This is a genomic window from Streptomyces sp. NPDC044984, assembly GCF_040646935.1.
GTDB lineage: Bacteria > Actinomycetota > Actinomycetes > Streptomycetales > Streptomycetaceae > Streptomyces.
Genome location: NZ_JBEZBE010000010.1, coordinates 209,545 through 233,599, shown reverse-complemented (window position 1 = coordinate 233,599; position 24,055 = coordinate 209,545). Strand labels below are relative to the sequence as shown.

Annotated in this window: 14 protein-coding genes; 7 read left to right on the top strand and 7 right to left on the bottom strand. The window is 73.8% G+C overall.

Annotated elements, in window-relative coordinates:
• Window positions 1-119: 119 nt before the first annotated feature.
• The 6 genes from pabB to AB0A94_RS14050 form a co-directional block, all read right to left on the bottom strand.
• Window positions 120-2,405 carry an aminodeoxychorismate synthase component I gene (gene pabB / locus AB0A94_RS14075; RefSeq protein WP_361743698.1) on the bottom strand — a complete coding sequence of 762 codons (2,286 nt, stop codon included), beginning with the start codon at window positions 2,403-2,405 and terminating at the stop codon, window positions 120-122.
• Window positions 2,406-2,565: 160 nt separating this feature from the next.
• Window positions 2,566-3,336: an alpha/beta fold hydrolase gene (locus AB0A94_RS14070; RefSeq protein ID WP_361743695.1), complete on the bottom strand. Its 771-nt coding sequence runs from the start codon at window positions 3,334-3,336 to the stop codon at window positions 2,566-2,568.
• Window positions 3,337-3,713: 377 nt separating this feature from the next.
• On the bottom strand, window positions 3,714-3,908 hold the full coding sequence (locus AB0A94_RS14065) for a ferredoxin (protein ID WP_361743692.1): 195 nt from the start codon (window positions 3,906-3,908) through the stop codon (window positions 3,714-3,716).
• Window positions 3,909-3,997: 89 nt separating this feature from the next.
• A complete protein-coding gene (locus AB0A94_RS14060; protein ID WP_361743689.1) occupies window positions 3,998-5,179 on the bottom strand; it encodes a cytochrome P450 in 1,182 nt (393 codons plus the stop codon).
• A 109-nt stretch (window positions 5,180-5,288) separates the two neighbouring features.
• Window positions 5,289-6,347: a DegT/DnrJ/EryC1/StrS family aminotransferase gene (locus AB0A94_RS14055; RefSeq protein ID WP_361743686.1), complete on the bottom strand. Its 1,059-nt coding sequence runs from the start codon at window positions 6,345-6,347 to the stop codon at window positions 5,289-5,291.
• Window positions 6,348-6,426: 79 nt separating this feature from the next.
• On the bottom strand, window positions 6,427-7,803 hold the full coding sequence (locus AB0A94_RS14050; protein ID WP_361743683.1) for a glycosyltransferase: 1,377 nt from the start codon (window positions 7,801-7,803) through the stop codon (window positions 6,427-6,429).
• A 333-nt stretch (window positions 7,804-8,136) separates the two neighbouring features.
• On the opposite strand from AB0A94_RS14050, the gene AB0A94_RS14045 reads away from it, so the two are divergent.
• The 6 genes from AB0A94_RS14045 (at window position 8,137) to AB0A94_RS14020 (ending at window position 20,106) form a co-directional block, all read left to right on the top strand.
• On the top strand, window positions 8,137-11,040 hold the full coding sequence (locus AB0A94_RS14045) for an AAA family ATPase (protein ID WP_361743680.1): 2,904 nt from the start codon (window positions 8,137-8,139) through the stop codon (window positions 11,038-11,040).
• A gap of 25 nt (window positions 11,041-11,065) precedes the next feature.
• Window positions 11,066-13,915 (top strand): AAA family ATPase, encoded by a 2,850-nt coding sequence (locus AB0A94_RS14040; protein WP_361743677.1) that lies wholly within the window; start codon window positions 11,066-11,068, stop codon window positions 13,913-13,915.
• 4 nt (window positions 13,916-13,919) lie between these two features.
• On the top strand, window positions 13,920-16,727 hold the full coding sequence (locus tag AB0A94_RS14035) for an AAA family ATPase (RefSeq protein ID WP_361743674.1): 2,808 nt from the start codon (window positions 13,920-13,922) through the stop codon (window positions 16,725-16,727).
• Between the two features lie 506 nt (window positions 16,728-17,233).
• Window positions 17,234-17,917 (top strand): PAS domain-containing protein, encoded by a 684-nt coding sequence (locus AB0A94_RS14030; RefSeq protein ID WP_361743671.1) that lies wholly within the window; start codon window positions 17,234-17,236, stop codon window positions 17,915-17,917.
• Between the two features lie 85 nt (window positions 17,918-18,002).
• Window positions 18,003-18,776 carry an aminotransferase class IV gene (locus AB0A94_RS14025; RefSeq protein ID WP_361743668.1) on the top strand — a complete coding sequence of 258 codons (774 nt, stop codon included), beginning with the start codon at window positions 18,003-18,005 and terminating at the stop codon, window positions 18,774-18,776.
• A 124-nt stretch (window positions 18,777-18,900) separates the two neighbouring features.
• Window positions 18,901-20,106 carry a glycoside hydrolase family 64 protein gene (locus AB0A94_RS14020; protein WP_361743665.1) on the top strand — a complete coding sequence of 402 codons (1,206 nt, stop codon included), beginning with the start codon at window positions 18,901-18,903 and terminating at the stop codon, window positions 20,104-20,106.
• A 76-nt stretch (window positions 20,107-20,182) separates the two neighbouring features.
• Here the strand turns inward: AB0A94_RS14020 and AB0A94_RS14015 are convergent, their stop codons facing one another.
• Window positions 20,183-22,807, bottom strand: coding sequence for a SpoIIE family protein phosphatase (locus AB0A94_RS14015; protein WP_361743732.1), 2,625 nt, complete (start codon window positions 22,805-22,807; stop codon window positions 20,183-20,185).
• A gap of 123 nt (window positions 22,808-22,930) precedes the next feature.
• Between AB0A94_RS14015 and AB0A94_RS14010 the strand changes: the two genes are divergently transcribed.
• Window positions 22,931-24,028, top strand: coding sequence for an AI-2E family transporter (locus AB0A94_RS14010; RefSeq protein ID WP_361743662.1), 1,098 nt, complete (start codon window positions 22,931-22,933; stop codon window positions 24,026-24,028).
• Window positions 24,029-24,055: the final 27 nt, after the last annotated feature.

The following is a 24,055-nucleotide window of genomic DNA, read 5'->3' as shown; positions in this document are numbered from 1 at the left end:
GCCCGCCTGCCCGCCTGCCCGCCTGCCCGCCTGCCCGCCTGCCCGCCTGCCCGCCTGCCCGCAGGCACGGCAGCGGCCCGGCGGGGCCACGGGGCTCCGCCGGGCCGCTCGGTCGCGGGTCAGCCGGTCCGGGGGGCCTCCCGTCCGTCCCGCGACGCCCCTCGGACGGTCGGGTCCGTCGGAGCGGACCCGACCGCCGTGCCGTCCGCGTCGTCGTCCGCGAGGTCCACGCGTCCGGGGAACGCGGTGCCGAGCAGCCGCAGCAGCGGCGCCGCCTTCACCGCCGTCTCCTCGAACTCCGCCGCGGGGTCCGACAGCGCGATGACGGCGCCGCCGACCCCGTAGCGCAGCCGGTTCCCGCTGAGCACCACCGTGCGGATGACGATGCTCAGATCCACCGCCCCGGTGAGCGAGAAGTAGCCGATGGCGCCCGAGTACACGCCGCGCGGACCGCCTTCCAGCCGGTCGATGATCTGCATGGTGCGGATCTTCGGCGCCCCCGTCATCGAACCGCCGGGGAAGGCGGCGCGCACGGCGGCGACCGGGCTGAGGTGCGGGCGCAGCCGTGCCCGCACCGTGCTCACCAGTTGGTGCACCGTCTCGTACGTCTCCACCTGGAACACCGGGTCCGCGACGACCGAGCCGACCTCCGCGCAGCGGCCGAGGTCGTGCCGGACCAGGTCGACGATCATCAGGTTCTCGGCGCGGTCCTTCTCGCAGGACGCCAGGTCCTTTGCGAACCACGCGTCCTCCTGCGGGGTGGCGCCGCGCGGCCGGGTGCCCTTGATGGGCTTGGACTCCATCACGCCGTGCCGGTCGATGCGCAGGAACCGCTCGGGCGAAGTGCTGAGCACGGCCATCGGCCCGAAGTGCAGGAACGCGGCGAACGGCGCCCGGCTCACCCGGCGCAGACGACGGTACGCCTGCCACGGGTCCAGGTCGGTGTCCGCCTCGGCCATGTTGGTCAGGCACACCTCGTACGTCTCACCGGCCGCGATCTCCTGCTGGCAGGCGTCGATCAGCTTGAGGTAGGCGTCGCGGTCGTGGCGCAGCACCACCGGCCCGGTGTCGCCGGCCGCGGGGGGGTCGCAGGGCTCCGGTTCCCAGCCCGCGACCGTCTCCAGGGCGGCGGCGGACGAGACGAGCCAGGACCGCGCGGCCTCCTCGTCGCCGTCCTCGGCCAGGGCCAGCAGATAGGTGGTGTCGGTACGGTGGTCGAGCACCAGGGCGCGGTCGGCGAAGACGAGGACGGCGTCGGGGTCGGGGGAACGGTGCGCCGCCTCCCCGTCGCACTCCGCCTTCAGTTCGTAGCCGAGGCAGCCGACCCAGCCGAGGGCGAAGTCGAAGGGCAGCTCGGGCACGTCGGTGCTCAGTCCGGCGAGGTCCCGCTCCAGCCAGGACAGGAAGGCCGACCGTTCGACGCGGGTGGTGCCGCCCCCGGTGACGGTCACGGTGCCGGCCTCCACGTCCGCCGTGGCGACCCGGGCCAGCGGACCGGAGGCGTCCCCCATCACGGACAGCTGTCCGAGGCGTCCGCCCGGGCGGCTGCTGTCCAGCCAGAACGGGTGGTCGCCGGTGCGGAACAGCCAGTCGAAGGCGACCTCCGCGTCCCAGCGGGTGCGCAGCCGCTCGACGAGGACCCGCAGCCGCCGGGGCGAACCGCCGTCTGCGGCCCGGTCACCGGCCTCGGTCCCGGCCGTCACCGCCGCCCGCCCGCCGCCCGCGCCCGTCGTCGTGCGTCCGGCCGCCCCCGTGGCGTCGGGGGACCGCCGCGGTTCCGGAACGCTCCGCGTGACGGTCGGCCCGCTCCCGCCGGGGCGGGAGCGGCCGTGCCGCTCGGTCAGCCGGCGGAAGTTCTCCAGCAGCCGGTGGCCCTCCCGGGTGCCGATGGACTCCGGGTGGAACTGAACACCCCACAGCGGCAGCGTCCGGTGGCGCAACGCCATCAGCACCCCGTCCGGCGACCACGCCGTGGCCTCGAGTTCCGGCGGCAGCTCCGTCACGGCGAGGGAGTGGTAGCGGACCACCTCCAGCGGCTGCGGCAGCCCTTCGAACAGTCCGGTGCCGTCGTGCCGCACGGCGGAGGTCCGGCCGTGACGAGGCTCGGGCGCGCGCCCCACCGAGGCGCCGTGGGCCAGCGCCATGCCCTGGTGGCCCAGGCACACCCCGAGCACGGGCAGCCGGCCCTCCTCGGCGATGCCCGCGCACAGCCCGAAGTCGGCGGGCCGGTGCGGTGTGCCGGGGCCGGGGGAGAGCACCACGTTGTCGAAGGAGTCGAGGAGTCCCCGCCGCCACGCCGGGTCGTCGTTGCGGATCACCTCGGGCTCCCGCCCGTTGACCCGGGACAGGTAGTGGAACAGGTTGTAGGTGAACGAGTCGTAGTTGTCGACGAGCAGTGTGCGCATGAGCGTTTCCTTGTCCAGGAGGCGCGTGAGCGGAAAGTGACGGGGAACGTGACGGACGCGGGTGACGGTCCGGCCGTGTGCGGGCTCTCCGGTGGTGGGTCCACCACGACTCCTGCGCCGGCCCGGGTGGCGCCGTCCGGCGGCACCACCCGGGCGGACGTCAGGACGCCGGGGCGGACCGCGCCAGGTCGAGGGCGTCGGCGATCTCGCCGTTGACCGCGGTCAGGTGCTGGGTGAGGAAGAAGTGGCCGCCGGTGAACACCCGCAGCCGGAACGGACCTTCGGTGTGGTCCTGCCAGCGCTCGGCCTCCTCGACCGTGGTGAGCGGGTCGCCGTCGCCGGTGAGCACGGTGATCCCGCAGCGCACCGTGCGGTCCGGCGGACAGGAGTACGTCTCGATGGCGCGGTAGTCGCCGCGCAGCGCCGGCAGGGCCATGCGCAGGATCTCCTCGTCGCCGAGGACACCCGCCGCGGTGCCGTTCAGCCGCTTCATCTCGGCGACGATCCCGTCGTCGTCCCGCAGGTGCACCTCCTCGGCACGCGTGGTCGACGGGCCGCGCCGGCCGGAGGCGAGGACGGTGAGCGGTCCGGCGTCCTTCTGCTCCAGCCGCCACGCCGTCTCGAAGGCCAGCGCCGCGCCCATGCTGTGTCCGAAGAACACGCAGGGCCGGTCGTCCAGCGCCAGCAACTGCTCGGCGACCAGGTCGGCCAGCCGGCCGAGGTCCTCCACGCAGGGCTCCCTGCGCCGGTCCTGACGGCCGGGGTACTGCAGCGACAGGACCTCGGCGGCCGGGGCGAACCGAGCCGAGACCGGGTGGTAGAAGCTGGCCGAACCGCCCGCGTGCGGGAAGCAGACCAGCCGTACCGCGTCGGCGTCGGCCGGGTGGTAGCGCCGCAGCCACAGGGCCCCGGTGTCGTCAGCGGTGGTCACGGTGTGAGTCCCTTCGGTGATGCCGTGGCCGGCGGTGTTCCGCCGGCCGGGCGGGTCCGCGGCGGTCCGCACGGGCGCACCTCCCGTTCGTGGACCGCCGCGGCCCGCTGTGCCCCCGGCGGGAGGTCCGGGCCTCTGGCCCCGGGCCTCCCGCCGGGAGACCCGTGCAGGGGCCGGCCCCGGGGGCCCGTCCCAGCACGGAAGTCCTTCCGTCCGCCACCGCCGCACGTGTGTCTGCCCCATGCGTGTCTGCCGTACGTGCGGCTGTCACATGTGGGTCCGTCACACGTGCGGCAGACACATGCCGAGCCGTTCGCGCGGCTCGGACCACGGACACCGCGTGTCCCGCCGGGTCGTGCGTGCCCGTCCGGGGGCGGTCAGTCCTCATGGACGGTGATCGAGCCGGACGGACACAGGTCGCCCGCGGCCCGGACCCCGTCCGCGTCCGCCTCCTCGGGCTCCTTCACCAGCAGGGTGACGATCCCGTCCTCGTCCTGGTCGAAGACCTCCGGCGCGTTCAGCGCGCACTGGCCCGCTCCGACGCACCGCTCGCTGTCGACGGTGACGCGCATGCTCGTTGCTCCTCGTGGGGGTGGGTACTCGGGCGACGGTGGGACCGGGTGCCGCCGGGACCGTCCGGCGGCACCCGGGAGCCGGTGGCCTACCAGCGCACCGGCAGCTCGTGGAGTCCGAACAGGATCCCGTCGTACTTGAAGGCCAGCTCGTCCGGCGGAACGGCCAGCTCGAGCGTCGGGATGCGTTCGAACAGCTTGCGGTAGGCGATCTCCATCTCGACCCGGACCAGGTTCTGGCCGAGGCACTGGTGGACGCCGTAGCCGAACGCCACGTGCCGGCGCTCGGAGCGGTCCGGGTTGAAGGCGTGCGGGCAGCCGAACACCTCGGTGTCGTGGTTGGCGGCCGCCAGCAGCGGAACGATGCCCTCGCCCTTGCGGATGAGCTGCCCGGCGATCTCCACGTCGTCGACGGCGACCCGCAGCGCCACCATGTCGGCCACCGAGTGCAGCCGCAGCAGCTCCTCCACCAGCCGCTCGTTGCCGATCCACTGCGGGTTCGTGAGCAGGGTGACCACACCGAGGCCGATGTTGTTGGCGGTGGTCTCGTGCCCCGCGATCAGCAGGAGCAGCAGCACGCCCGACAGCTCCACGCTGGTGAGCTGCCCGGTGGCCAGCAGCCGGCTGATCAGGTCGTCGCCGGGCCACTTCTCCTTGATGGCGATCAACCGGTTGATGTAGCGCAGCAGTTCCCGGGTGGCGGTGGCCCGCTCCTCGTCGGTGGAGGTGCGGATGGCGACCAGGGTGCGGGTGCGGGACTCGAAGAAGTCACGGTCCGCCGACGGCACTCCGAGCAGCGAGGAGATCACCAGGGACGGCACCGGCAGCGCGAAGTCGCCGATCAGGTCGGCACGGTCGCCCGCGGCGAGCATCGCGTCGATGCGCTCGTCCACGGTGCGCTCGATCGCCGGGCGCAACTCGCGGACGCGCCGCACGGTGAACTCCGGGATGAGGACCTTGCGGAACCGGTCGTGCTCGGGGGAGTCCAGCCCGACGAACCAGCCCGGGATCTGGTCCTGCTTGGGCACCCCCATCGTCTCGCCGACGTCGGGGAAGCCCTCGTTCTCCGGGTTGGCGCTGATCTTCGGGTGGGTCAGCACCGCGCGCACGTCCTCGTGCCGCGTCACCAGCCAGATCGGCACCCCGTTCGGCAGGTGGGACCGCACCAGACCGTTCTGCTCGCGGTGGCTCGCGTACTGGGACAGGGGCAGCGGTTCCTCCGGTGTGCGCCGGGGGAAGGCGACCACCGTGGGGCCGGTGCTGGTCGTCATGTCCGTTCCTTCTTCCTCTTCCTGAGGTGTCCAGGTGTCCAGGTGTCCGGGGGTGCCGCGCGATGCCGCGACCCGTAGGGGCGGCCGGTCCGCGGACGCGCCCGGGCGGTCAGTCCGCGGAGTAGAACTCCCGGACGGCACCGGTCACGTACTCCTGGTCGGCGGCGGTCAGTCCGGTGTGGGTGGGCAGGTACAGGCCGTCCTCGCTGAAGCGGTGCGCGTTCAGGGACGGCCACACCGGATCGAGGTAACCGGGCTGCCTGCTCATGGGCTTGAAGAACAGCCGGGTCTCGATGCCCCGTCCGGACAGATGCGCCCGGAGCTCCTCGCGCCGCTCGGCCCGCAGGTCGTACATCCACAGCACGTCCCGCGGCGGCATCAGTGTGATGCCGGGGATGTCCTCGAGCCCCGCGTCGTAGCGTGCCTCGATCTCCCGGCGGGCGGCCAGGATCTCGTCCAGCCGCTCCACCTGGGCCAGTGCCACGGCCGCCTGCATGGCCGTCATGCGGAAGTTGTAGGCCAGCTTCTTGTGCAGGAAGCTGTGGTCGCGGGTGAACGCCATGGCCCGCAGGTGCGCGAGCTGTTCGGCCAGCCGCGGGTCGTCGGTGAGGCAGACGCCGCCCTCGCCCGAGGTGATGATCTTGTTGGCGAAGAGCGAGAAGCACGCGATGTCCCCGACCGGCCGCACCCCGTGCGCCTCCGCCGAGTCCTCGACCACCCGCAGGTTGTACTGGTGCGCGATGTCCATCACCGCGTCCATGTCGCAGCGGCGCCCGTAGACGTGCACCGGCATCAGCGCCTTGGTGCGCGGGGTGATCTTCTCCTCGATGAGGGAGACGTCGATGTTCAGATCGTTCCCGCAGTCCACGAAGACGGGCGTCGCCCCGGTGTACGTCACCGCCCAGGCGGAGGCCACCATGGTGAACTCCGGCACGATCACCTCGTCGCCGGGACCGATGCCCAGCGCGCGCAGCGCCAGGGTCAGCGCGGCCGTGCCGGAGGAACAGGCGACGCCGTGCGCCACGCCGTTCCACTCGGCGAACGCCTCCTCGAAGCGCCGCACGTAGGGGCCCTGAGAGGAGATCCAGCCGCCGGTGACGGCGTCGGTGACGTACTCCAGTTCGCGCCCGTCCAGAGTGGGCCGGGAGACGGGATGGGTGAAAGACATGCGTCCTCGCTGCGGTGGTGCGTGCGATGGCTGGAAGAAGGGGCGGACGGTCCGGCACCGGCCGGCGGGCGGTCCGGCGTCATGGCTTCGGCAGCAGGCCCAGGATCAGGTCGGCCGCCGCCTTGCGCCCGCCGGCCGCCCGCTGGAGCGCGCCCAACCGCTCCGCCCGCTCGCGGAAGGACGGGTCCTCGACGACCCGGGTGAGCTTGTCGACGACGTCGTCCGGGTCGACGGTCTCCGGCCGGTCCAGGGTCAGGCTGATGCCGAAGTCACGGCCGCGCACCGCCTGGTCGAAGCAGTCCACCCACAGCGGCCGCACCACCTGCGGCTTACCGAAGTAGACGCCCTCGTGGTAGGCGTTGCCGCCGCCGTGCGAGAAGAACACCGACACCTTCGGGTGGGCCAGCACGTCCAGTTGGGACGGCACCCAGCTCTCCACCCGCAGATTGCCGGGCAGCGAGCCGGCCGGCGGCAGCAGGTGCTGCTGCTCCTTCGGCAGCTTCCACAGGAACTGGTGGCGGTCCGACATCCGGCGGGCCACCTCCACCAGCGCCGCGACCTCCTCGCGGGTCAGTCGGGTGATGGTGCCGAAGCCCATGTAGACCACCGACGACTGCCGCTCCAGCCAGCCGCTGAGATCCTCGTCCTCCGGGCACTCCGGCAGCGGCGGCAGCAGGGCGCCCACCAGGCGGAGCTTCTCCGGGACGTCGAAGGGGTAGTCCAGCTCCGGGATGGAGGAGCACAGCACCATCTCGGCCGCGTCCACCCGGGTCAGGGCGTTGGGCGGGGCGATGCCGAGCTCCTTGCGGATCGCGGCGTCCTCCTTGAGCACCTTGCCCATCGACGGATGCAGGAACATGAGGAGCGTCCGCCACCTGAACAGTGTGTTCGCCAGCTTCTGCCGGGGGGTCATCTCCAGCGGCAGACCGGAGTTGGGGACCGGGAAGTTCTTCGGGGTGTAGGACGCGCCGAACGGATTGTGCGAGGTCAGCACGTTGCTCGGGACGAACGGTACCGACAGCACGTACGGAATGCGGTGGGTGAGCGCCAGGTCGACACCGAAGCCGCTCACGCAGTCGATCACCATCAGCGCCGGCCTCACCTCCTCGACCACCTTCTCCAGGGCGCGGTACTTGCGCGCCTGGAGCGCCGGCTTGTACGACTGCCGGACCACGGCGCGGTGCGCCTTGAACCGCGAGGACTGCGTGACCTCCCGGTACACGGCGTCGTCCCAGGTCACCGCCGACAGCTCGGACACCACCTCGCCCAGCGAGGCGAACGACACCGCGGAGTCGGCGGCCAGCGCCGCCACGTCGTCCCGCCGGTGCTCGTCGGTGGCGAACCACAGGTCGGGCACACCACGCCGGGCCAGTTCCCCGGCCAGCACCAGCAACGGGTTGAGCAGCCCGCTCTCGGGGAGACCGACGAAGAGGATCGGCCGTGCGGCGGAGTCCATGAGGGCCCTTTCACGAGGTGACTGCCGAAGTCGCCGGCCGGCCGCGCGGGCACGGCCGGCAGACGGACAGGCAGGACGGAGTTGTCCGTGTGCGGCCCGTCGGCCGGGGCCCGAGTCGGGCGGCGCCGACCGCACCCCATCTTGATCTCACGGCCGTAACCAGGAAATCCTTAGACTTGCCCCGCGGGGCCGGGCGGGGGCACGGGTCGCACCTGCGCCGGGGGAGCCGGAGTTACCTGTACGGTGGGCGCACCGAGCGTTCCGTATCTGCCGACCACGGAGGGCTGCCCATCGGAGCGTTGTCCCGGCTCAGCACGACGCAAGGGAGACCACGTGACGAACCGGGCACGGGCCACCGGCCCGTCCCATCCCCTGGTCGGCCGTGAGGCCCACCTGGGGAAGCTCGCCGCCGGAGCCGCCGCCGCCTGTGCCGGGCAGCCCCAGCTGATCGTCCTCGACGGACCGGCGGGAGTCGGCAAGACCTCACTGCTGCGGGCCGCGCTCGACGGCGGGCCCTGCGACGGCATGACCGTGTTGTACGGGGCCTGCAGGGCGATCGACTCCGGCAGCGGGTACAGCGGTGTGCGCGCCCTGTTCGGACCGCTCAACCTCACCACCCGCCGCGGCCGTGCCTCGTCGCTGCTGGCGGGGAACGCCCGCCACGCCCTGCCCGCCCTCGCCCCCGACCGCGTCGACGGGGACACCGCGCCCGGCGCCACCTATCCCGCGCTGAACGGCCTGTACTGGCTCGCCGCCGGTCTCATGGCGGACCGACCCCTGGCGCTGGCCCTCGACGACGTCCACTGGTGCGACGAGCGGTCCCTGCGCTGGCTCGACTTCCTCCTGCGCCGTGCCGACGGGATGCCGCTGCTCGTCGTGCTCGCCCAGCGCACCGCCGCCGAGCGCACGGCCGGCCCGGCGCTGACCGACCTGGTGGCCCACCACCGGTCCCTGGCGCTGCACGTGCCGGTGCTCTCGGCCCGCGACGTCGAGACACTCGTCCGCCGGACCTTCCCCGGGGCTCCGCCGCAGCCGTCGTTCGTCGACGCCCTCACCGCCGTGACCGGTGGCAGCCCCCTGGAACTCCAGCGGATCCTGCACAAGTTGCGCACCACCGGGGTGAGTCCCGACGACACGGGCGCCCGGCGGGTCACCGAGCTCGGCGGGCGGGCCGTCGCCACCGCCGTGCGCGAGGCACTGGACGGCCAGCCGGCCGGAGTGCGCGAGGTGGCCCGGGCCCTGGCCGTGCTCGGTCCGGAACGGCCCGAACACCTCGCCGCCCTCGCCGGGGTGTCCGCCGTGCAGGCCGAGGAGGCCGTGGACGTCCTGCGCCGCTTCGCCCTCGTCCAGCCCGACCGGATCGAACCGGTGCACGACCTGGTGCGTGCCGCGGTGCTCTCCACGGTCGGCCCCGCGGCCCTCGCCGATCTGCGTACCCGGGCCGCCCAACTGCTCAGCGACGTCGGACGGCCCCCCGAGCAGATAGCGGGCCAGCTGCTGCTCCTCCCGCGGGCCGACCAGCCGTGGATGACCGCCGTCCTCCTGGACGCCGCCGCACAGGCGGAGCAGCGAGGGGCCCCGGAGGCCGCCGCGCGCTACCTGGAGCGCGTCATGGAGACCGGGTCCGACACACCGGAGATCCGGATGCGGCTCGCCGGAGTCCTCTGCGAGACGGACCCGGCCCGCTCCCTGACCCTGCTGCACGAGACACTGGCCCTCACCGGCGACGTCCGCATCCGCGCGACGATCGCGGTCCGGCTCGCCCTGATTTGTCTGCGCGTCCAGCGGTCACCCGAAGGCGCCCGCGTACTGACCGAGGCCCTGGACGCCCTCCACGCCGCGCTCGGCACCGATCCCGAACCCGCCGACCGCGAACTCCTCACCCTGGCCGAAGCCACCCTCCTGATCGTCGGCGCCGACGAGAAGAGCACCCTGCCCGCGGTGCGCGAGCGGGCCGCTCTGCTGCCCCCGCCGCCCGGGGACACGCCCGCCCAGCGCCAGCAGCTCGCCATGCTCACTGTGCTCACCGCGACGGACGGTCGCTCCGCCGCCGAGTCGGTCCGCCAGGCCCGGCGTGCCCTGCGCTCCCCGGGCACGGAACTCGGCGCGTGGTCGCTGCTGCCCGCCTCCCTCGCGCTCTCCCTCGCCGACGAGACCGGTGAGGCACTCGACGCGCTGGAGACGGTGCTGCGCGACAGCCGGCGGACCGCGGCGGTGTGGACGTACGTCCTCGCGCTCTCCACCCGCGCCTTCGTCCACCTCGACCAGGGCGGCGTCCCCCAGGCCCTGGCGGACGCCCAGAGCGCCCTCGACCTGCTCGGGGAGGGGAACTGGAGCGAGGGCGCCGTCCTGCCGCAGATCGCCTGCGCGCTCGCCCTCACCGAACACGGTGAGCCCGACCGTGCCGAGGAGGTGCTCGGCACCATCAAACGCCCGCGCATCGAGGACTTCGCGTGGGAGTACCACTGGTACCTCATGGCGCGGGCCCGGGCACGGTACGAGTGCGGCGACCCGGAGAGCGCTCTCGGACTGCTGCGCACCTGCGGGGACTCCCTGGACCGGGCGGGACTCGTCAACCCGGTCCTGGCCCCCTGGTGGCTGGACGCCGCCTGTCTGCTGGCGGAGTCGGGCCGCTTCGACGAGGCCCGGGCGGCGGCCGGCCACGGCGCCGGACCCGCCGAACGCTGGGGAACCCCGCGTGCCCTGGGCTACGCCGCCCTGGCCCGCGGCGTCGCCACGCCCGGCCCGGAGGGAACCGCCGCGCTCCGGGAGGCGGTGCGCCGACTGGCGGCCTCGCCGGCCCGCGCCGACCACGCCCGTTCGCTGCTGCTGCTGGGCCGGGCCCTGCTGGCCGACGGCGCGCCGGGCGAGGCGCGCGAACACCTGCGGGACGCGGTCGCGCTCGCCCGCCGCTGCGGCTGCGTGGCGCTCGCCCGGCGGGCCCGCGAGGAACTGGTCGGGGCCGGCGGCAGGATGCGCGAGGTCACGGTGTCACTGCTGGACATGCTGACCGGTACCGAACGCACGGTGGCCACGCTGGCCGCTTCGGGAATGACCAACAGGGAGGCCGCGGAGTCCTTGTTCGTGACGGTGCGCACGGTGGAGCTCCACCTCACGAGCGTCTACCGCAAACTCGGGATCACCCGCCGTGCCGAACTCGCGGGCGCCCTGCACGTGGACACCCCGCCCGCCCCCGGTCTCCGCGAGGGGCACACCGGACCCGATGCGCTCCGGTGAGGCCACGCCGGCACAAGGCGATCCGATGAACGTCCCGGACCGGGCGGGCGGGGAAGAGCGTGGGCGTCCCCACCGCGGCGGGCCGGCGCTCGCCGACCTCCCCCTCCTGGAACGCGACCGCGAGCAGGCCGTGCTGTCCGCCGTGATCGGAGAGCTGCGGTCGGGCCGCCCGGCCGTGGTCACGGTGACGGGCGAACCCGGTGCCGGGCAGGGCGAGTTGCTGCGATGGGCGGCCCGGCACGCCACCGAGCGGGGACTGCGCGTCCTCACGGCCCGCGCGACACCCGCGGAACGGGATCTGCGCTACGGCGTGGTCGGCCAACTACTGGCAGGGCAGGAGGAGTTCGCCGGCCACCTGCCGCATCTCCTCCTCGGCCAGGACGGGCCCGGCCGGTTCCCGGGACTCACCCGTCTGCTCACCGTGGCCCGCGACCGGCCCGTCCTCCTGGTGGTGGAGGACATCCACCAGCTCGACCCCGACTCGCTGCGCTGGCTGGAGGCCCTGATACGCCGGCTGCCCCGTACGCCGCTGGCCGTGCTCACGAGCAGCATCCGCACGGCGGACCTCGGCCTCGACTGGTGCGCGGGAAGCCCGCTCACCGGCTCGGCCACCACCGTCGAACTGGCACTGCCCGGCCTCACCCGGGCCGGGACGGCCGACGCCGTGCGGGCCGTCTGCGGCACCCTCGGCGACCGCTCCTTCGTCGCCGCCGTCGCCGACGCGACCGGAGGCAACCCTACCGTCGTACGCGACACCCTGCGCCGCTTCGCCCGAGCGGGGTACCCGCCGGACACCGATCACGTGGAGCACGTCCGTGCCATCGCGGCCCACGTGATCGGCGAGCACGCCGCCGCGGCGCTCGACGGGGTGCGGGACCCCGTCGCCCTCGACGTCCTGCGCGCCCTCGCGGTCTGCGACGACCTCCTCGACTTCCCGCTGGTCCTGGCCCTGGCCGGGCCTGGCGCCCTGCCCGAGACCCGGCTCCGCGCCGCCCTGCTGGACAGCGGTCTGGTCACCGCGTGCGACGGCCGGTTCCGGGTGCGCGGTCCGGTGGCGCGCGCCCGCGTCATCGAGGAGATGCCCGCCGCCGAGCGTGCCGACCTGTACGCACGCGCCGCCGAACTGGCCCACCGGGCGGCCGCGGACGACCAGGGCATCGGCGACCTGCTGCTGCCGGCCCGCCCGGTCGGCGCCCCGTGGGCGGTGGACACGCTGTGCCGGGCGGCCGCCGCCGCGCTCCGCGGTGGCCGCCGCGACCGTGCCGCCGCCTATCTCTCCCGGGCCCTGACCGAACCGCTGTCCGAGGAGGCCCGCATCCGTGTCCTGCTCCGACTGGCCCGGGTCGAGCTGGTGATCGCGCCCGTCGCCGCCGGGCGCCGCATGGGCGGCATCATCCGCGAACCCGGAGAGGTGGCCGCGGCCTTCCGGGCACGGGCCGGCGACCTGTGTCTCCTCGGCGGTGACACGGACACCACCTGGCGCGCCCTCGCCGAGTTCCTCGTCGACGGCCGCCCGGACGGGGGCCGGGGGGCACCGTCCGAGCCGGGGCCGGCGGAGGCGGCCACCACCCGGTACGAGGAGATCACCGCCCTGTTCCGGGCGGCGCAGCCGTTGCGCCGGGCGTCCGCCGAGATCTCCTTCCCGCCCGCACCGGACCTGCCCCGCGCGTCGCGGAACCCGGCCGTGAACGGCGTGCTGGCGTGGGAGGCCGTCGTGCGGGGCGCCGATCGCGAGGAGGCCCGCGGACAGGCCCGTGCGGCCCTGGCCCCCGACCCCTCCGGCCGGCCCCCGCTCACCGTGCCCAGGCTGCTGGCCTGCCGCACGCTCCTGCTCACCGAGGACGGGGAGGAGGCCGAGGCACACCTGTGCGCCCTGCTGGCCGAGGCCCACCGCGAACGCTGCTCCGTGACCGTCGCCCAAGTGCTCGGCCTCCGCGCCGAACTCCACCTGAGGCACGGCCGTCCCGACTCCGCCGCCCGCGACCTGGCCGCCGCCGACCTCGAACTGCCCCCGGACAGCAGACACCCGCTGTCCTACCCCTACTGGACGACGCTCGGCATCCTCACCGACCTCGCCAACGGCCGGCCGGACCGGGCCCGCGCCGCCGCCGGACGCCCCGTGCCGTCTCCCGCCGAGGAGTCCGTGAGCGGTGCGCAACTGCTTTTCGCCCGTGGCCTGCTGGCCCGGGCCGACGACGACCCCCACCGGGCCCGGTCGCTCTTCCGGGCCTGCGGGCGCTGGTTCCTGCAGCACGGCTGGACCAATCCGGCGCTCCTTCCCTGGCGCTCCCAGGCCGCCGAGGCGGCCCACGCCCTCGGCGACGCCGCACAGGCCCTGAGGCTGGCGCGCGAGGAACTCGAACTCGCCGAGCGCTGGGGCGCGCCCGGTGCGATCGGCGCGGCCCAGCTCTGCCTCGCCACGATGAACGGTGAGGACCGCCTCCAGCGGCTCCGGTCGGCCGTCGACAGCCTCGGTCGGGCTCCCTCCCGGATCGCCTACACGCGGGCGATCGTGACCCTGGCCTCCGTCAAGAGCGGCGAGCCCGACCGCGCGACGGCCGTCGCCGCACCGGTGACCGGCTGGGCCGGCACCGAAAGCGCGGGACTGCCCGGCGCCGCGGTACGGCGGCCACGCGTTCCCGCGCCCCCGCAGGCCCTCGCCGACATACCGGCGCCCGCGTGGCGGACCCTCTCACCGGGGGAGCGGGCCGCCGCCGCGCTCGCCGCCCGGGGTTTCGCCAACCGTGAGATAGCCGCCGCGCTGTCGGTGACCACCCGCACCGTGGAGCTGCGCCTCAGCGGTGTCTACCGCAAGCTTCGCATCCGGGGGCGCGACGACCTGCGCGCCCTGGTCCAAGGCACGGAGGACGACTGACCGCATGTTGCTGGAGCGCACCACCGAAACGTCCCTGGTCGACGCGGCGCTGGCCGCCGCCGGCCGGGGCAGGCCCTCCCTGATCCTGGTCACCGGCCCGCTCGGCATCGGGAGGTCGGCCCTGCTGCGGTCCCTGCCCGCGCTCGCCGACGGCCACGACGACATCCGGGTGCTGCGGGCCAACGCGGCGCCCATGGAACAGGACTTCGCCTTCGGAGTCGTGAGGCAGCTCTTCGAGAGCCTGCTGTCCGAGTCGTCCGAGGACACCCGCGCCCGCTGGATGGACGCCCACGCCTCCTTCGCCCGGCACGTCTTCGCCGACGACAGCGCCTCACCCGGAGCGGACCAGGCCGCCGCGGCCACCGAGGCGGTCCTGCACGGCCTGTTGTCCCTGCTGGCCAACGTCAGCGCCGACGGCAGGCTCCTCGTCCTCGTCGACGACCTCCAGTGGTCCGACGTGCCTTCCCTGCGCTGGCTCACCTACCTCGCCAAACGGCTGCACGGCCTGCGGGCCGTCGTCGTGTGCGCCCTGCGCGACGGGGACCCCCGCACCCACCACACCCTGGTGCGGGAGGTCAGGGAGGCCGCCACCCAGTCCCTCCGGCCCGCGTCGCTCAGCCTCGACGCCACCCGCGAGCTGGTGCGCGGGCACTTCGGTGAGCCCGGCGACGACACCTTCGTCCGCGCCTGTCACGAGACGGCCGTCGGCAACCCCCTGTTCCTGATGTCCATCCTGCTCGGCATGGAGCACGCCGGCCTGCGGCCGCTCGCCGAGCACGCCGACCGGGCGCGGTCGCTGCGCCCCTCGCAGTTGCGCAAGCGCCTCGCCGGCATCCTGCGCACCCAGGCCCAGCCGGTCCGTGACCTCGCGGCCGCCATCGCGGTGCTCGGCGACCACGTCGACCCTGACAACGTTGCCCATCTGGCGCGCCTGGACTCCGTGGGCTACCCGGCGGCGCTGCGCACCCTGGCGGATCTCGGACTCGTCGCCGCGGACGGCGAGCCGCGCTTCGTCCACCGGGTCGTACGGGACGCCGTCGAGTCGACCCTGACCATGGTCCAGCGCGAGCAGCTCCACGACGAGGCGGCCGCGCTGCTCTACACCTCCGGCCGCCCCGCCGAGCAGGTCGCCGCACAGCTCACGGCCGTCGTCACCCGCCACCAGCCCTGGACCGTGGACGTCCTGCGGTCCGCCGCCGACACCGCCCTGCGCCGGGGCGCCCCCGACGCCGCGGCCCGCTACCTGCGGCGCGCCCTTCTCGACAGCGCCGCGCAGGGCACCGACCGGGCCCGCCTGCTCGTCGAACTCGGCACCGCCGAACGTGTCTTCGACCCACCGGCCTGCGAACGGCACATCGCTCAGGCGATCAGCCTGCTGCCCGAGGCGCGGGACCGTGCCGCGGCGGTGCTGCGCATCGCACCCACCCCCCTCGGCCCCGCCCCGTCCGGTGTGGTCGACCTGCTGCGCCAGGCCGCGGAGGGACTCGGGCCGGCCGCCGCGCTCACCGGAACCGATCGCGACCTCGCCCTGCGCCTGGAGGCCAGGCTGCGCCACTGCGCCTACGAGGATCCCTACGAACTCGCCGACGCCGCCGAACGCCTGCGGCGCCTCGGCCCCCAGCCGCCGTTGGACACCGGCGGCGAGCGTGAACTGACGATCGCCCTGCTCCTCGCGGCCACCTTCGGCGTCGGCCTGCCGGCCGCGGACGTGGTCCGTCTGGCGGAACGCGTCCTGGACCGGGAACCGGCGACCTCCGCCCGCGTCCAGTCCACCCTTCCCCTGGTGGTCATCACCATGGTCGCCGCCGACTCCGTGGAGGCGCTCGACTCCTGGCTCGCCGTCGAGTACCGGGCCCGGGAACAGCACACCACGCCGACCGACGCCCTGGTGCACATCGAACGGGCCCTGATCCACATCGCCCGGGGCCGGCTCGACCAGGCCCGCGAACAGTCCGAGACCGCCCTGCGCATGACCGAGGCCGACCGGCACAGTCTCGGCACGGTCGCCACCCTCGCGCACGCCATGGTGGCGCTGGAGACCCGGGATCCCGCACTGGCCCGACGCGTGGTCCGGCGCGCCGAACGGATCCGTGGCGAGGGTCTGACCGTCACCGCGATGCTGCGTCTGCTGCAGGCCGCCGGTGACGTGGCGGCCGGCGACCTCACCGGAGCGCTGGACTCCCTCCAGTCCTGCGGCCGCCGCCTGGACGCCGCCGGCTGGCAGAACCCGGTGCTGTTCCCCTGGCGTCCCTGGGCCATCGGGGTCCATCGCCGCCTCGGAGACCTCCGTGCCGCGCGTTCCCTCGCGGAGGAGGAGCACGCCCGGGCCGAACGGTGGGGGGCGCCGGTGGGTCTGGGCCGGGCGCTGCGCCTGCTGGGCCGGCTGGAGGAGGGCGGCCGGGGAACGGCTCTGCTGCGTCAGGCGGTCACCGTACTGCGCGGCTCCGCCCATCAGCTGGAACTCGCCCGCGCCCTGCTCGCACTCGCCGAACGTCTGGGCGGGGGAGTGGAGGCGGAGGCCATGGCGCGGGAGGCCGCCACGCTGGCCACCGCGTGCGGTGCGCCGTGGCTGGTGGAGCGCGCAGCCGTCGGCGGCGGGCCGTCGCTCTCCGCCGTCCCCGCCCCGCAGTCCGTCCTCACCCGCACCGAACGCCGGGTCGCCGCCTTCGCGTGCAGGGGTCTGACGAACCAGGAGATCGCCGAGACCATGGGAGTCAGCTCCCGGGCGGTGGAGAAGCACCTCACCCATTCCTATCGGAAACTCGGTATCGCCGGCCGACGAGAACTGATCGCCCTGATTTCCGGCACATAAAAGGTATTCGACCCCGGAGGGTGAGCCCTTCCCGAACGCCCGGAAACGGTGTGCGGAATTCAATCACCGTGCCCGGGCGTTTCCGTGTGCCGGGCCCGCGGTGTGGCGAGGTCCCCGCCCGCGGGCCGCCCGGCCGCCCGCGGCGGGCCCTGCCGCCCCCGCCGGGCCGCTCCCGTCGACCCAGCGTGCCGACCGCACTCCTCTGCGTGTTCCCGCCAGGGGTTTTGTCGTGGTGCGAGCAGTCTGCCCGCTCGCGGTCGCCATGGGCGCACCGAACCCCCGGGCACCGAACCCCTTCGGTACGGGACCGTACCTGCCGAAGGGCCGACCACAGTATTGGCGGGCCGGCCCCGCTTCACATTGACCTGCGGATACCCGTCTCCGTAATCTCCGCATCATTCACTCACCAGCACGGCCTTTCAGAGGCATCGGGCACTTCCGCGTCCTCTCCGAAAGGCGTCCGTGTTCTTGGTTCCCTTGCCACCACGCAGAAGGGTCTGAGTCCCTTGACGCTCTCCCCCCACGACCTCGTCATGGATCGTCCGCACGCCGCCGACGGGCCCGAGGCGCTGGACGCCGCGGCCGCCGGCGTGCACGGGTCCCCCGCCTCGGTGGCCTGTCTGGACCCCACCCTGACCATCCAGCAGGTCAATCAGGAGTTCGACCGCCGGTTCGGCGGTCCCGCGGAGGACCTCTGCGGCCGGCCCTTCTGCGACCTGGTGCACCCCAGCGTCCGTCAGCCCCTGATGCGGCAGTTCTCGCGCGTACTGGAGGGCAAGGGGCACCGGTTCGCCACCGAGGTCATCACCGTGGGCCAGGACACCGCGCACACGCTTCCGATGACCGCGATGGCGGTGCGCGGCGGCCACATCCCGGACGTCGCCGCGATTTTGGTGATGCTGCCCGCGGCGGACGGCGAGAGCGCGGACTCCGGGGTCGTGGTGCCCCGGAAGAAGCTTCTCAGCGAGGTGGACGCCCGCATCCTCGAAGGCATAGCCGCCGGTGTCTCCACCGTGCCGCTCGCCTCCCGCCTCTACCTCAGCCGCCAGGGAGTCGAGTACCACGTCTCCGGTCTGCTCCGAAAGCTCAAGGTGCCGAACCGGGCCGCCCTGGTGTCCCGGGCCTACTCCATGGGCGTGCTCAAGGTCGGCACCTGGCCGCCGAAGGTCGTCGAGGACTTCGTCAAGTGACTCCGGTACCCGCCGGCCGGCGCGCGCTCCGCCGGGGCGGCGACCGGTGCCCCCTCTCTCCCCGGCGGGTGGCACGGTGGACTCCATGACCGAACTGAACGGCTCGCCCGCCGACCCGGAGGCGCTGCGGACCCTGGCCCTGACCAACTACGGTCACTTCACCACCATGGTGGTCGAGGACGGCCGGGTCCGCGGACCGGAACTGCACCTCGACCGTCTGGCCCGCGACTGCCGTGTCCTCTTCGACGCGCCGCTCGACCTCGGACGGGTGCGGGCCTGGGCGCGCCGGGTGGTGCCGGTGACGGGTCGGTGCACCGTGCGGATCACCGTCTTCGATCCGGCCCTCCACCTCGGCGACATCGCCCGGGACGCGGACCCGCAGGTGCTGGTGACGGCCAGGCCCGCGCCCGCCGCCGGGGCGGAGCCACTGCGGGTGAGGTCCGCCGTTCACCTCCGGGACCTGCCGGAGGTGAAGGGTGTCGGTCTGTTCGGCGTGCTGCGGCTGCGGCGCGAGGCACGCAGGGCCGGCTTCGACGACGCCCTGTTCACGGACGGGGACTCGACGGTGCTGGAGGGCAGCACCTGGAACGTCGGCGTGGTCCGCGAGGGTCGGGTGGTCTGGCCCGACGGCCCGGTCCTGGCGGGCACCGCCCGTGAGCTCCTGCGCCGCGCCGGGGCCGGGACGACCGCCCGCGTCGCATTGCCGGAACTGGCCGCGTGCGAGGCCGTGTTCGCGACCAACGCCGCCGTCGGGGTGGTCCCCGTCACCAGGGTGGACGACCTCGTGTTCCCCGCCGATCATCCGGTGGTGACCGGCCTCGCCGAACGCTACGCGTCGCTCCCGGCCGAGAGGCTGTAGTCCGCACGCGCCCCGGCCCGGGGCGCGTGCGCGCCAAACCGTTGACATGTGTACATCAAAGCGAAACGCTTGAGAGCGCTCTCACTTCCTTCCCCCCACCGACGAAGTCGAACGGAGGCAGAGCATGCTCCGATTGCTCGGACGCCGCGTCCTGACCGTGGGGACGGCCATCGCCTCGGTGATCGCCGGCTCACTGCTCACCGCGGGGGCCGCCGCCCCCGCCCACGCCGCGGTCCCGGACACCATCCCCCTGCAGATCACCAACAACTCCGGCCGCGACGAGCCGGTGTACGTCTACAACCTCGGCACCCAGCTGTCGACCGGCAGACAGGGCTGGGCCGACGCGAGCGGCACCTTCCACCCCTGGCCCGCGGGCGGCAACCCGCCCACCCCCGCGCCCGACGCCTCGATGACGGGCCCGGCGGCAGGACGGTCCACGACCATCCGCGTCCCCAAGTTCTCCGGCCGCATCTACTTCTCCTACGGCCAGAAGCTCGTGTTCAAGCTGACCACCGGCGGCCTGGTGCAGCCGGCCGTGCAGAACCCGTCGGACCCCAACCGCGACATCCTGTTCAACTGGTCGGAGTACACGCTCGACGACTCGGGCCTGTGGCTCAACAGCACCCAGGTCGACATGTTCTCCGCGCCCTACTCGGTGGGGGTGCGGCGCGCCGACGGCAGCACGGCGAGCACCGGCCGGCTCAAGTCCGGCGGCTACCACGCGGTCCTCGACACCCTCAGGGGACAGTCCGGAGGCTGGGGCAACCTGATCCAGACCCGCTCCGACGGCACCGTGCTGCGCGCCCTGTCCCCGCTGTACGGACTGGAGACGGGCGCCCTGCCGGCGTCGGTCATGGACGGCTACATCAACCGGGTCTGGCAGAAGTACGCCGGCTCCACCCTGACCGTCACGCCCTTCGCCGACCGGCCGGGCGTCAAGTACTACGGCCGGGTCTCGGGTGACGTCATGAACTTCACCGACAGCGCGGGAGCCGTCGTCACCAGCTTCCAGAAGCCGGACGCCTCCTCCGTCTTCGGCTGCCACCGGAGGCTCGACGCCCCCAACGACCAGGTGCGCGGCCCGATCTCCCGCACCCTGTGTGCCGGATTCAACCGTTCCACGCTCCTGACCAACCCCAGCCAGCCCGACTCCGGCTCCGGCGGCTTCTACCAGGACCCCGTCACCAACCACTACGCCCGCGCCGTCCACGCGCAGATGGCCGACGGCAAGGCGTACGCCTTCGCCTTCGACGACGTGGGCCACCACGAGTCGCTCGTCCACGACGGCAACCCGAGCCAGGCCTCCCTCACCCTCGACTCCTTCAGCTGACCGCCCCCGTGCGGGGACACCGGGCCGGTGGCGGAGCGCGGACGGGCGACGCCACCGGTACGGAGGGGGACGGCGGTCAGCGCGGCGGTACGGGCCGCACGGCCAGGACGGCGATGTCGTCGTCGCTGTCGGCGCCCAGCCCGATCAGCAGCTCGTCGCAGAGCACCTCGAGCGGCTCCCGGGCCAGCGCGGAGGCATGCCGGCGAAGTCGCTCCATGGCGTCGTCCAGGTGCTCCGCGCGGCGCTCGATGAGGCCGTCGGTGTACAGCAGCACCGTCGAGTGCGCCGGGACGGCGTTGCTGCCCTGAGGGCGGACCATGCCGGGTTCCACCCCGAGCAGCAGCCCCGCGCCGTCCTCCAGGTAACGGGTGCGGCCGTCCGGGTGGATGAGCAGCGGCGGCAGATGCCCGGCGGAGGAGTGCACCAGCTCCCAGGGCCCGTCCTCGGGGCCCTTGACCAGCGCGTAGATACAGGTGGCGGTGGACTCGCGGTACAGACCGTGGTTCGCCAGGTCCAGGCGGCGCAGCACGGTCTCGGGCGGCTCCTGACGGTCCATGGCGATGCCCCGCAGCATGCTGCGCAGCTGGCTCATGGCGATGGCCGCGTCCAGGTTGTGTCCGGTGACGTCACCGATGACCAGCGCCGTGTGGCCGTCCGGCAGGACGAAGCTGTCGTACCAGTCGCCGCCGACCTGCGCGGTGGCCGAGGAGGCCGCGTACCGGGCGGCCAGCCGCAGATGGCCGACCTCCGGCAGCCTGGGCAGCAGCGAGCGCTGGAGACGTTCGGCGATGTTGCGCGTCTCCTGGTAGAGGCGGAGGTTGTCCACGCCCAGGGCGAGACTGCGCACCAGGTCGTGGATCAGCGGCAGGTCCTCCTCCGTGAACGGCGTGTCCCGTCCGCGGCGGGCCACCGTCAGGGCACCGATGATCTGCCGGCGGGCCCGGAGCGGGGCGACGACCGCGCTGTCCGCTCCCATGGTCCGGAACAGCCCCAGGTAGTGGGCGTCCAGAGGACTCGCGACCTGACTGGGCGACAGCGGCTCGGTGAGCAGCAGCGGGCCCGCCCCGCGCAGCGCACGGGCCAGGGGCCCCCGGGCGGCGTCGGACACCGGCGGAAGCCGGCCCTCGTACTCCTCGGGCCAGGGGCCACGGGAGGAGCGGTGGGCGATCGACATCCGCTCCACCTGGGCGTTCTCCGTGAACAGGTCCACCGCGCACCAGTCGGCGAGCCGCTGGGTGAGGATCCGGCCCACCTGCTCCAGGCCCTCGTTCAGGTTCGGCGCGTTGCTCAGCGCGGCCGCGGTGTCGGCCAGCAGCGACAACCGCTCCAGCGCGGACCGGTCCGCGTCCCGGCCGGGGGCTCCGGCGGCCGGGACGGGCGGCCGCTCCGGTTCCCGCCGTGCCGTGGACCGGACGCGGCCGGGCGGGTGCGCGGAGGAACCGGAAACCGCCGCCCGCGGGGCGAGCTGGGCGACGAAGACGGTGCGGCCGTCGGCCGTCTCCTGCGGCTGGATGAACAGCCGTACGGGAACCAGGCGGCCGTCGCGGTGCAGCGCGGGGAGCGGCACCGAGCGGCCCAGGATCCGGGGCTGCCCGCTGAGCAGCAGGGACGTGAACGCCGCGATGTGCCGCCTCCGCAGGTGCTCGGGGACCAGCGTGGTGAGCGGCCGCCCGACGAGATCGTCCGCGTGCCAGCCGAGCATGTCCGCCGCCGGCCCGTTCGCCGCGATGATCAGGTTCCGCTCGTCGGCGGCGAGCGTCGGGACCGTGCTGGCCCGCACCTGCCCGGCGTCCCACGCCACCAGTTCCGAGGGACTGGTGGCGGGGTCCCCGGGCACCACCGTCCACGCCGTGGGAAGCGCCCCGGCCAGCTGGCCGACGATCTGGTCGAACAGCCACTGGTGGAAGAGGCGCTGGCGCGGCAGCGCCGGGAGGATCAGCAGGCGCTCCTCCCGGGCGCTCTCCTCGGCCAGGTCGAGCACCGCGCGCAGGATCTGCACCGACGGCTCGGCGTCCGGCGGCACCGTCAGGGGCAGCGAGCGGATGGCCTGCTCGGAGGGCTGCTGCCGCAGCGCGGCCGTCACGGCCGCGGTGATCAGATGGCTCATGTCCAGCGCGACGGCGAGGTCTTCCGGGGGGACGCCGGGATCGTGACCGGTGTGCACGGCCAGGGCGACCTCGCGCAGCAGGGCGTGCCGGTGCTGCTGGGCCGCGGTGTAGAGCGCCGCCGGCACGTCGAGCAGCGTCACCGTGGCTCCCGGGCCGGAGGGCGCCACGACGGGCTCCCAGTCCCCCGGATGCCGGGGCGGTCCCCCGGGCCGCAGCTCGAACCACACCGTCTTGCCGTCGGCGTCCGTCTCGACGCCCCGCCGCGACGACAGCTTCGCCACCAGGGGCAGACCCTGTCCCGAACCGGCGTACGGCGGGCATCCGTGCGGCACGAGCCCGCGGTCCGGCCGGCGGTCGCGGACCCGCACACGGACCGTGCCGCCGTCGACGCGGGCGGCCACCTCGACCTCGGTGCGGGCGTGCAGGACGGCGTTGGTCACCAGCTCACTGACCAGCAGCTGAGCCGTGTCCACCAGGTCCGGCGCGGCGTCGCCGAGGGCGGCCCGCACGAACCGCCGGGCCTCCGCCACACTCTCCGGAGCCTGGGGGAAGCGGCGCGATGACGTCCCGCGGGCCTTGAGGTGGTCGCCCATGACCTCAGTCTGCCTCACCGGACCGGTCGTTCCTCGGCCGACACGGTGCGACCCCCGCCGGACGTCCCGCCCGAGCGGGTACCTGACGATCATCCTGAACGGCGGGCCCCATAAGGTGCCTCCATGTCTGCCACGTTGAACGCGGGGAGAACCCGCGCCGCGCTGCGTACGTCGGCGCGTGTCTCCGGTGAGCTGCTGCTGGTCCTGGTGGGGGCGGCGGTGGTGCTGTGGGTCCTGGGCCGGATGTGGTCGGTGGCCTGGCCGCTGATAGTCGCCCTCCTCCTCACCACGCTCACCTGGCCCCCGACCCGTTTCCTGCGCCGTCGCGGTCTGCCCGCCGCGCTCGCCGCGGCCCTGGTGACCGTGCTGTTCCTGCTGGTGGCCGCGGGCACCGTGGCGCTGATCGCGGTGCCCGTGGCGTCGGAGTCCGGCGAGCTGGCCGACGGCGTCGTCGAGGGCGTCGAGAGGCTGCGCGAATGGGCCGCCGGGCCGCCGCTGAACATCGACGACGCCCAGATCGCCGGTGCCTTCGACACCGCGACCGCTCGCATCCAGGACAGCGCCGGTGCCATCGCCACCACCGCGGTCACGGGCGTGAGCACCGTTTTCAGCGGTGTGGTCACGGCCGTACTGGCGCTCTTCCTGATGTTCTTCTTCCTCAAGGACGGCCCGCGCTTCCTGCCGTGGCTCGGCCGGCAGCTCCCCGGCCGGCTGGCCACCGACGTCCCGGTCGTGGCCGAGCGGTGCTGGCTCACCCTGGGCTCGTTCGTACGGTCCCAGGCGCTCGTCGGCCTGATCGACGCCGTACTGATCGGCCTGGGCCTGTGGATCCTCGACGTCCCCCTGGTGCTGCCGCTGTCGGTGCTGACCTTCGTGTCCGCGTTCGTGCCCATCGTGGGCGCCCTGTTCGCCGGCTTCGTCGCGGTGCTGATCGCGCTGGTCTCCAACGGCCTGACGGACGCGCTGATCGTGCTGGCCATCATCGTCGTGGTGCAGCAGCTCGAGGGCAACGTGCTCCAGCCCATGATCCAGAGCCGCGGTCTCGGACTGCACGCGGCGGTCGTCCTGCTGGCGGTGACGCTCGGCGGCAGTCTGACCGGCATCGTCGGCAGTCTGCTCGCCGTACCGGTCGCCGCCCTGATCGCGGTCGTCTGGAACTACCTGCGCGAGCAGCTCTCCGACCCGCCGCCCGCACCGCGGGCCGACGGCCCGTCCGCCTGACCGGCACCCCCACACCGCATCGACAGG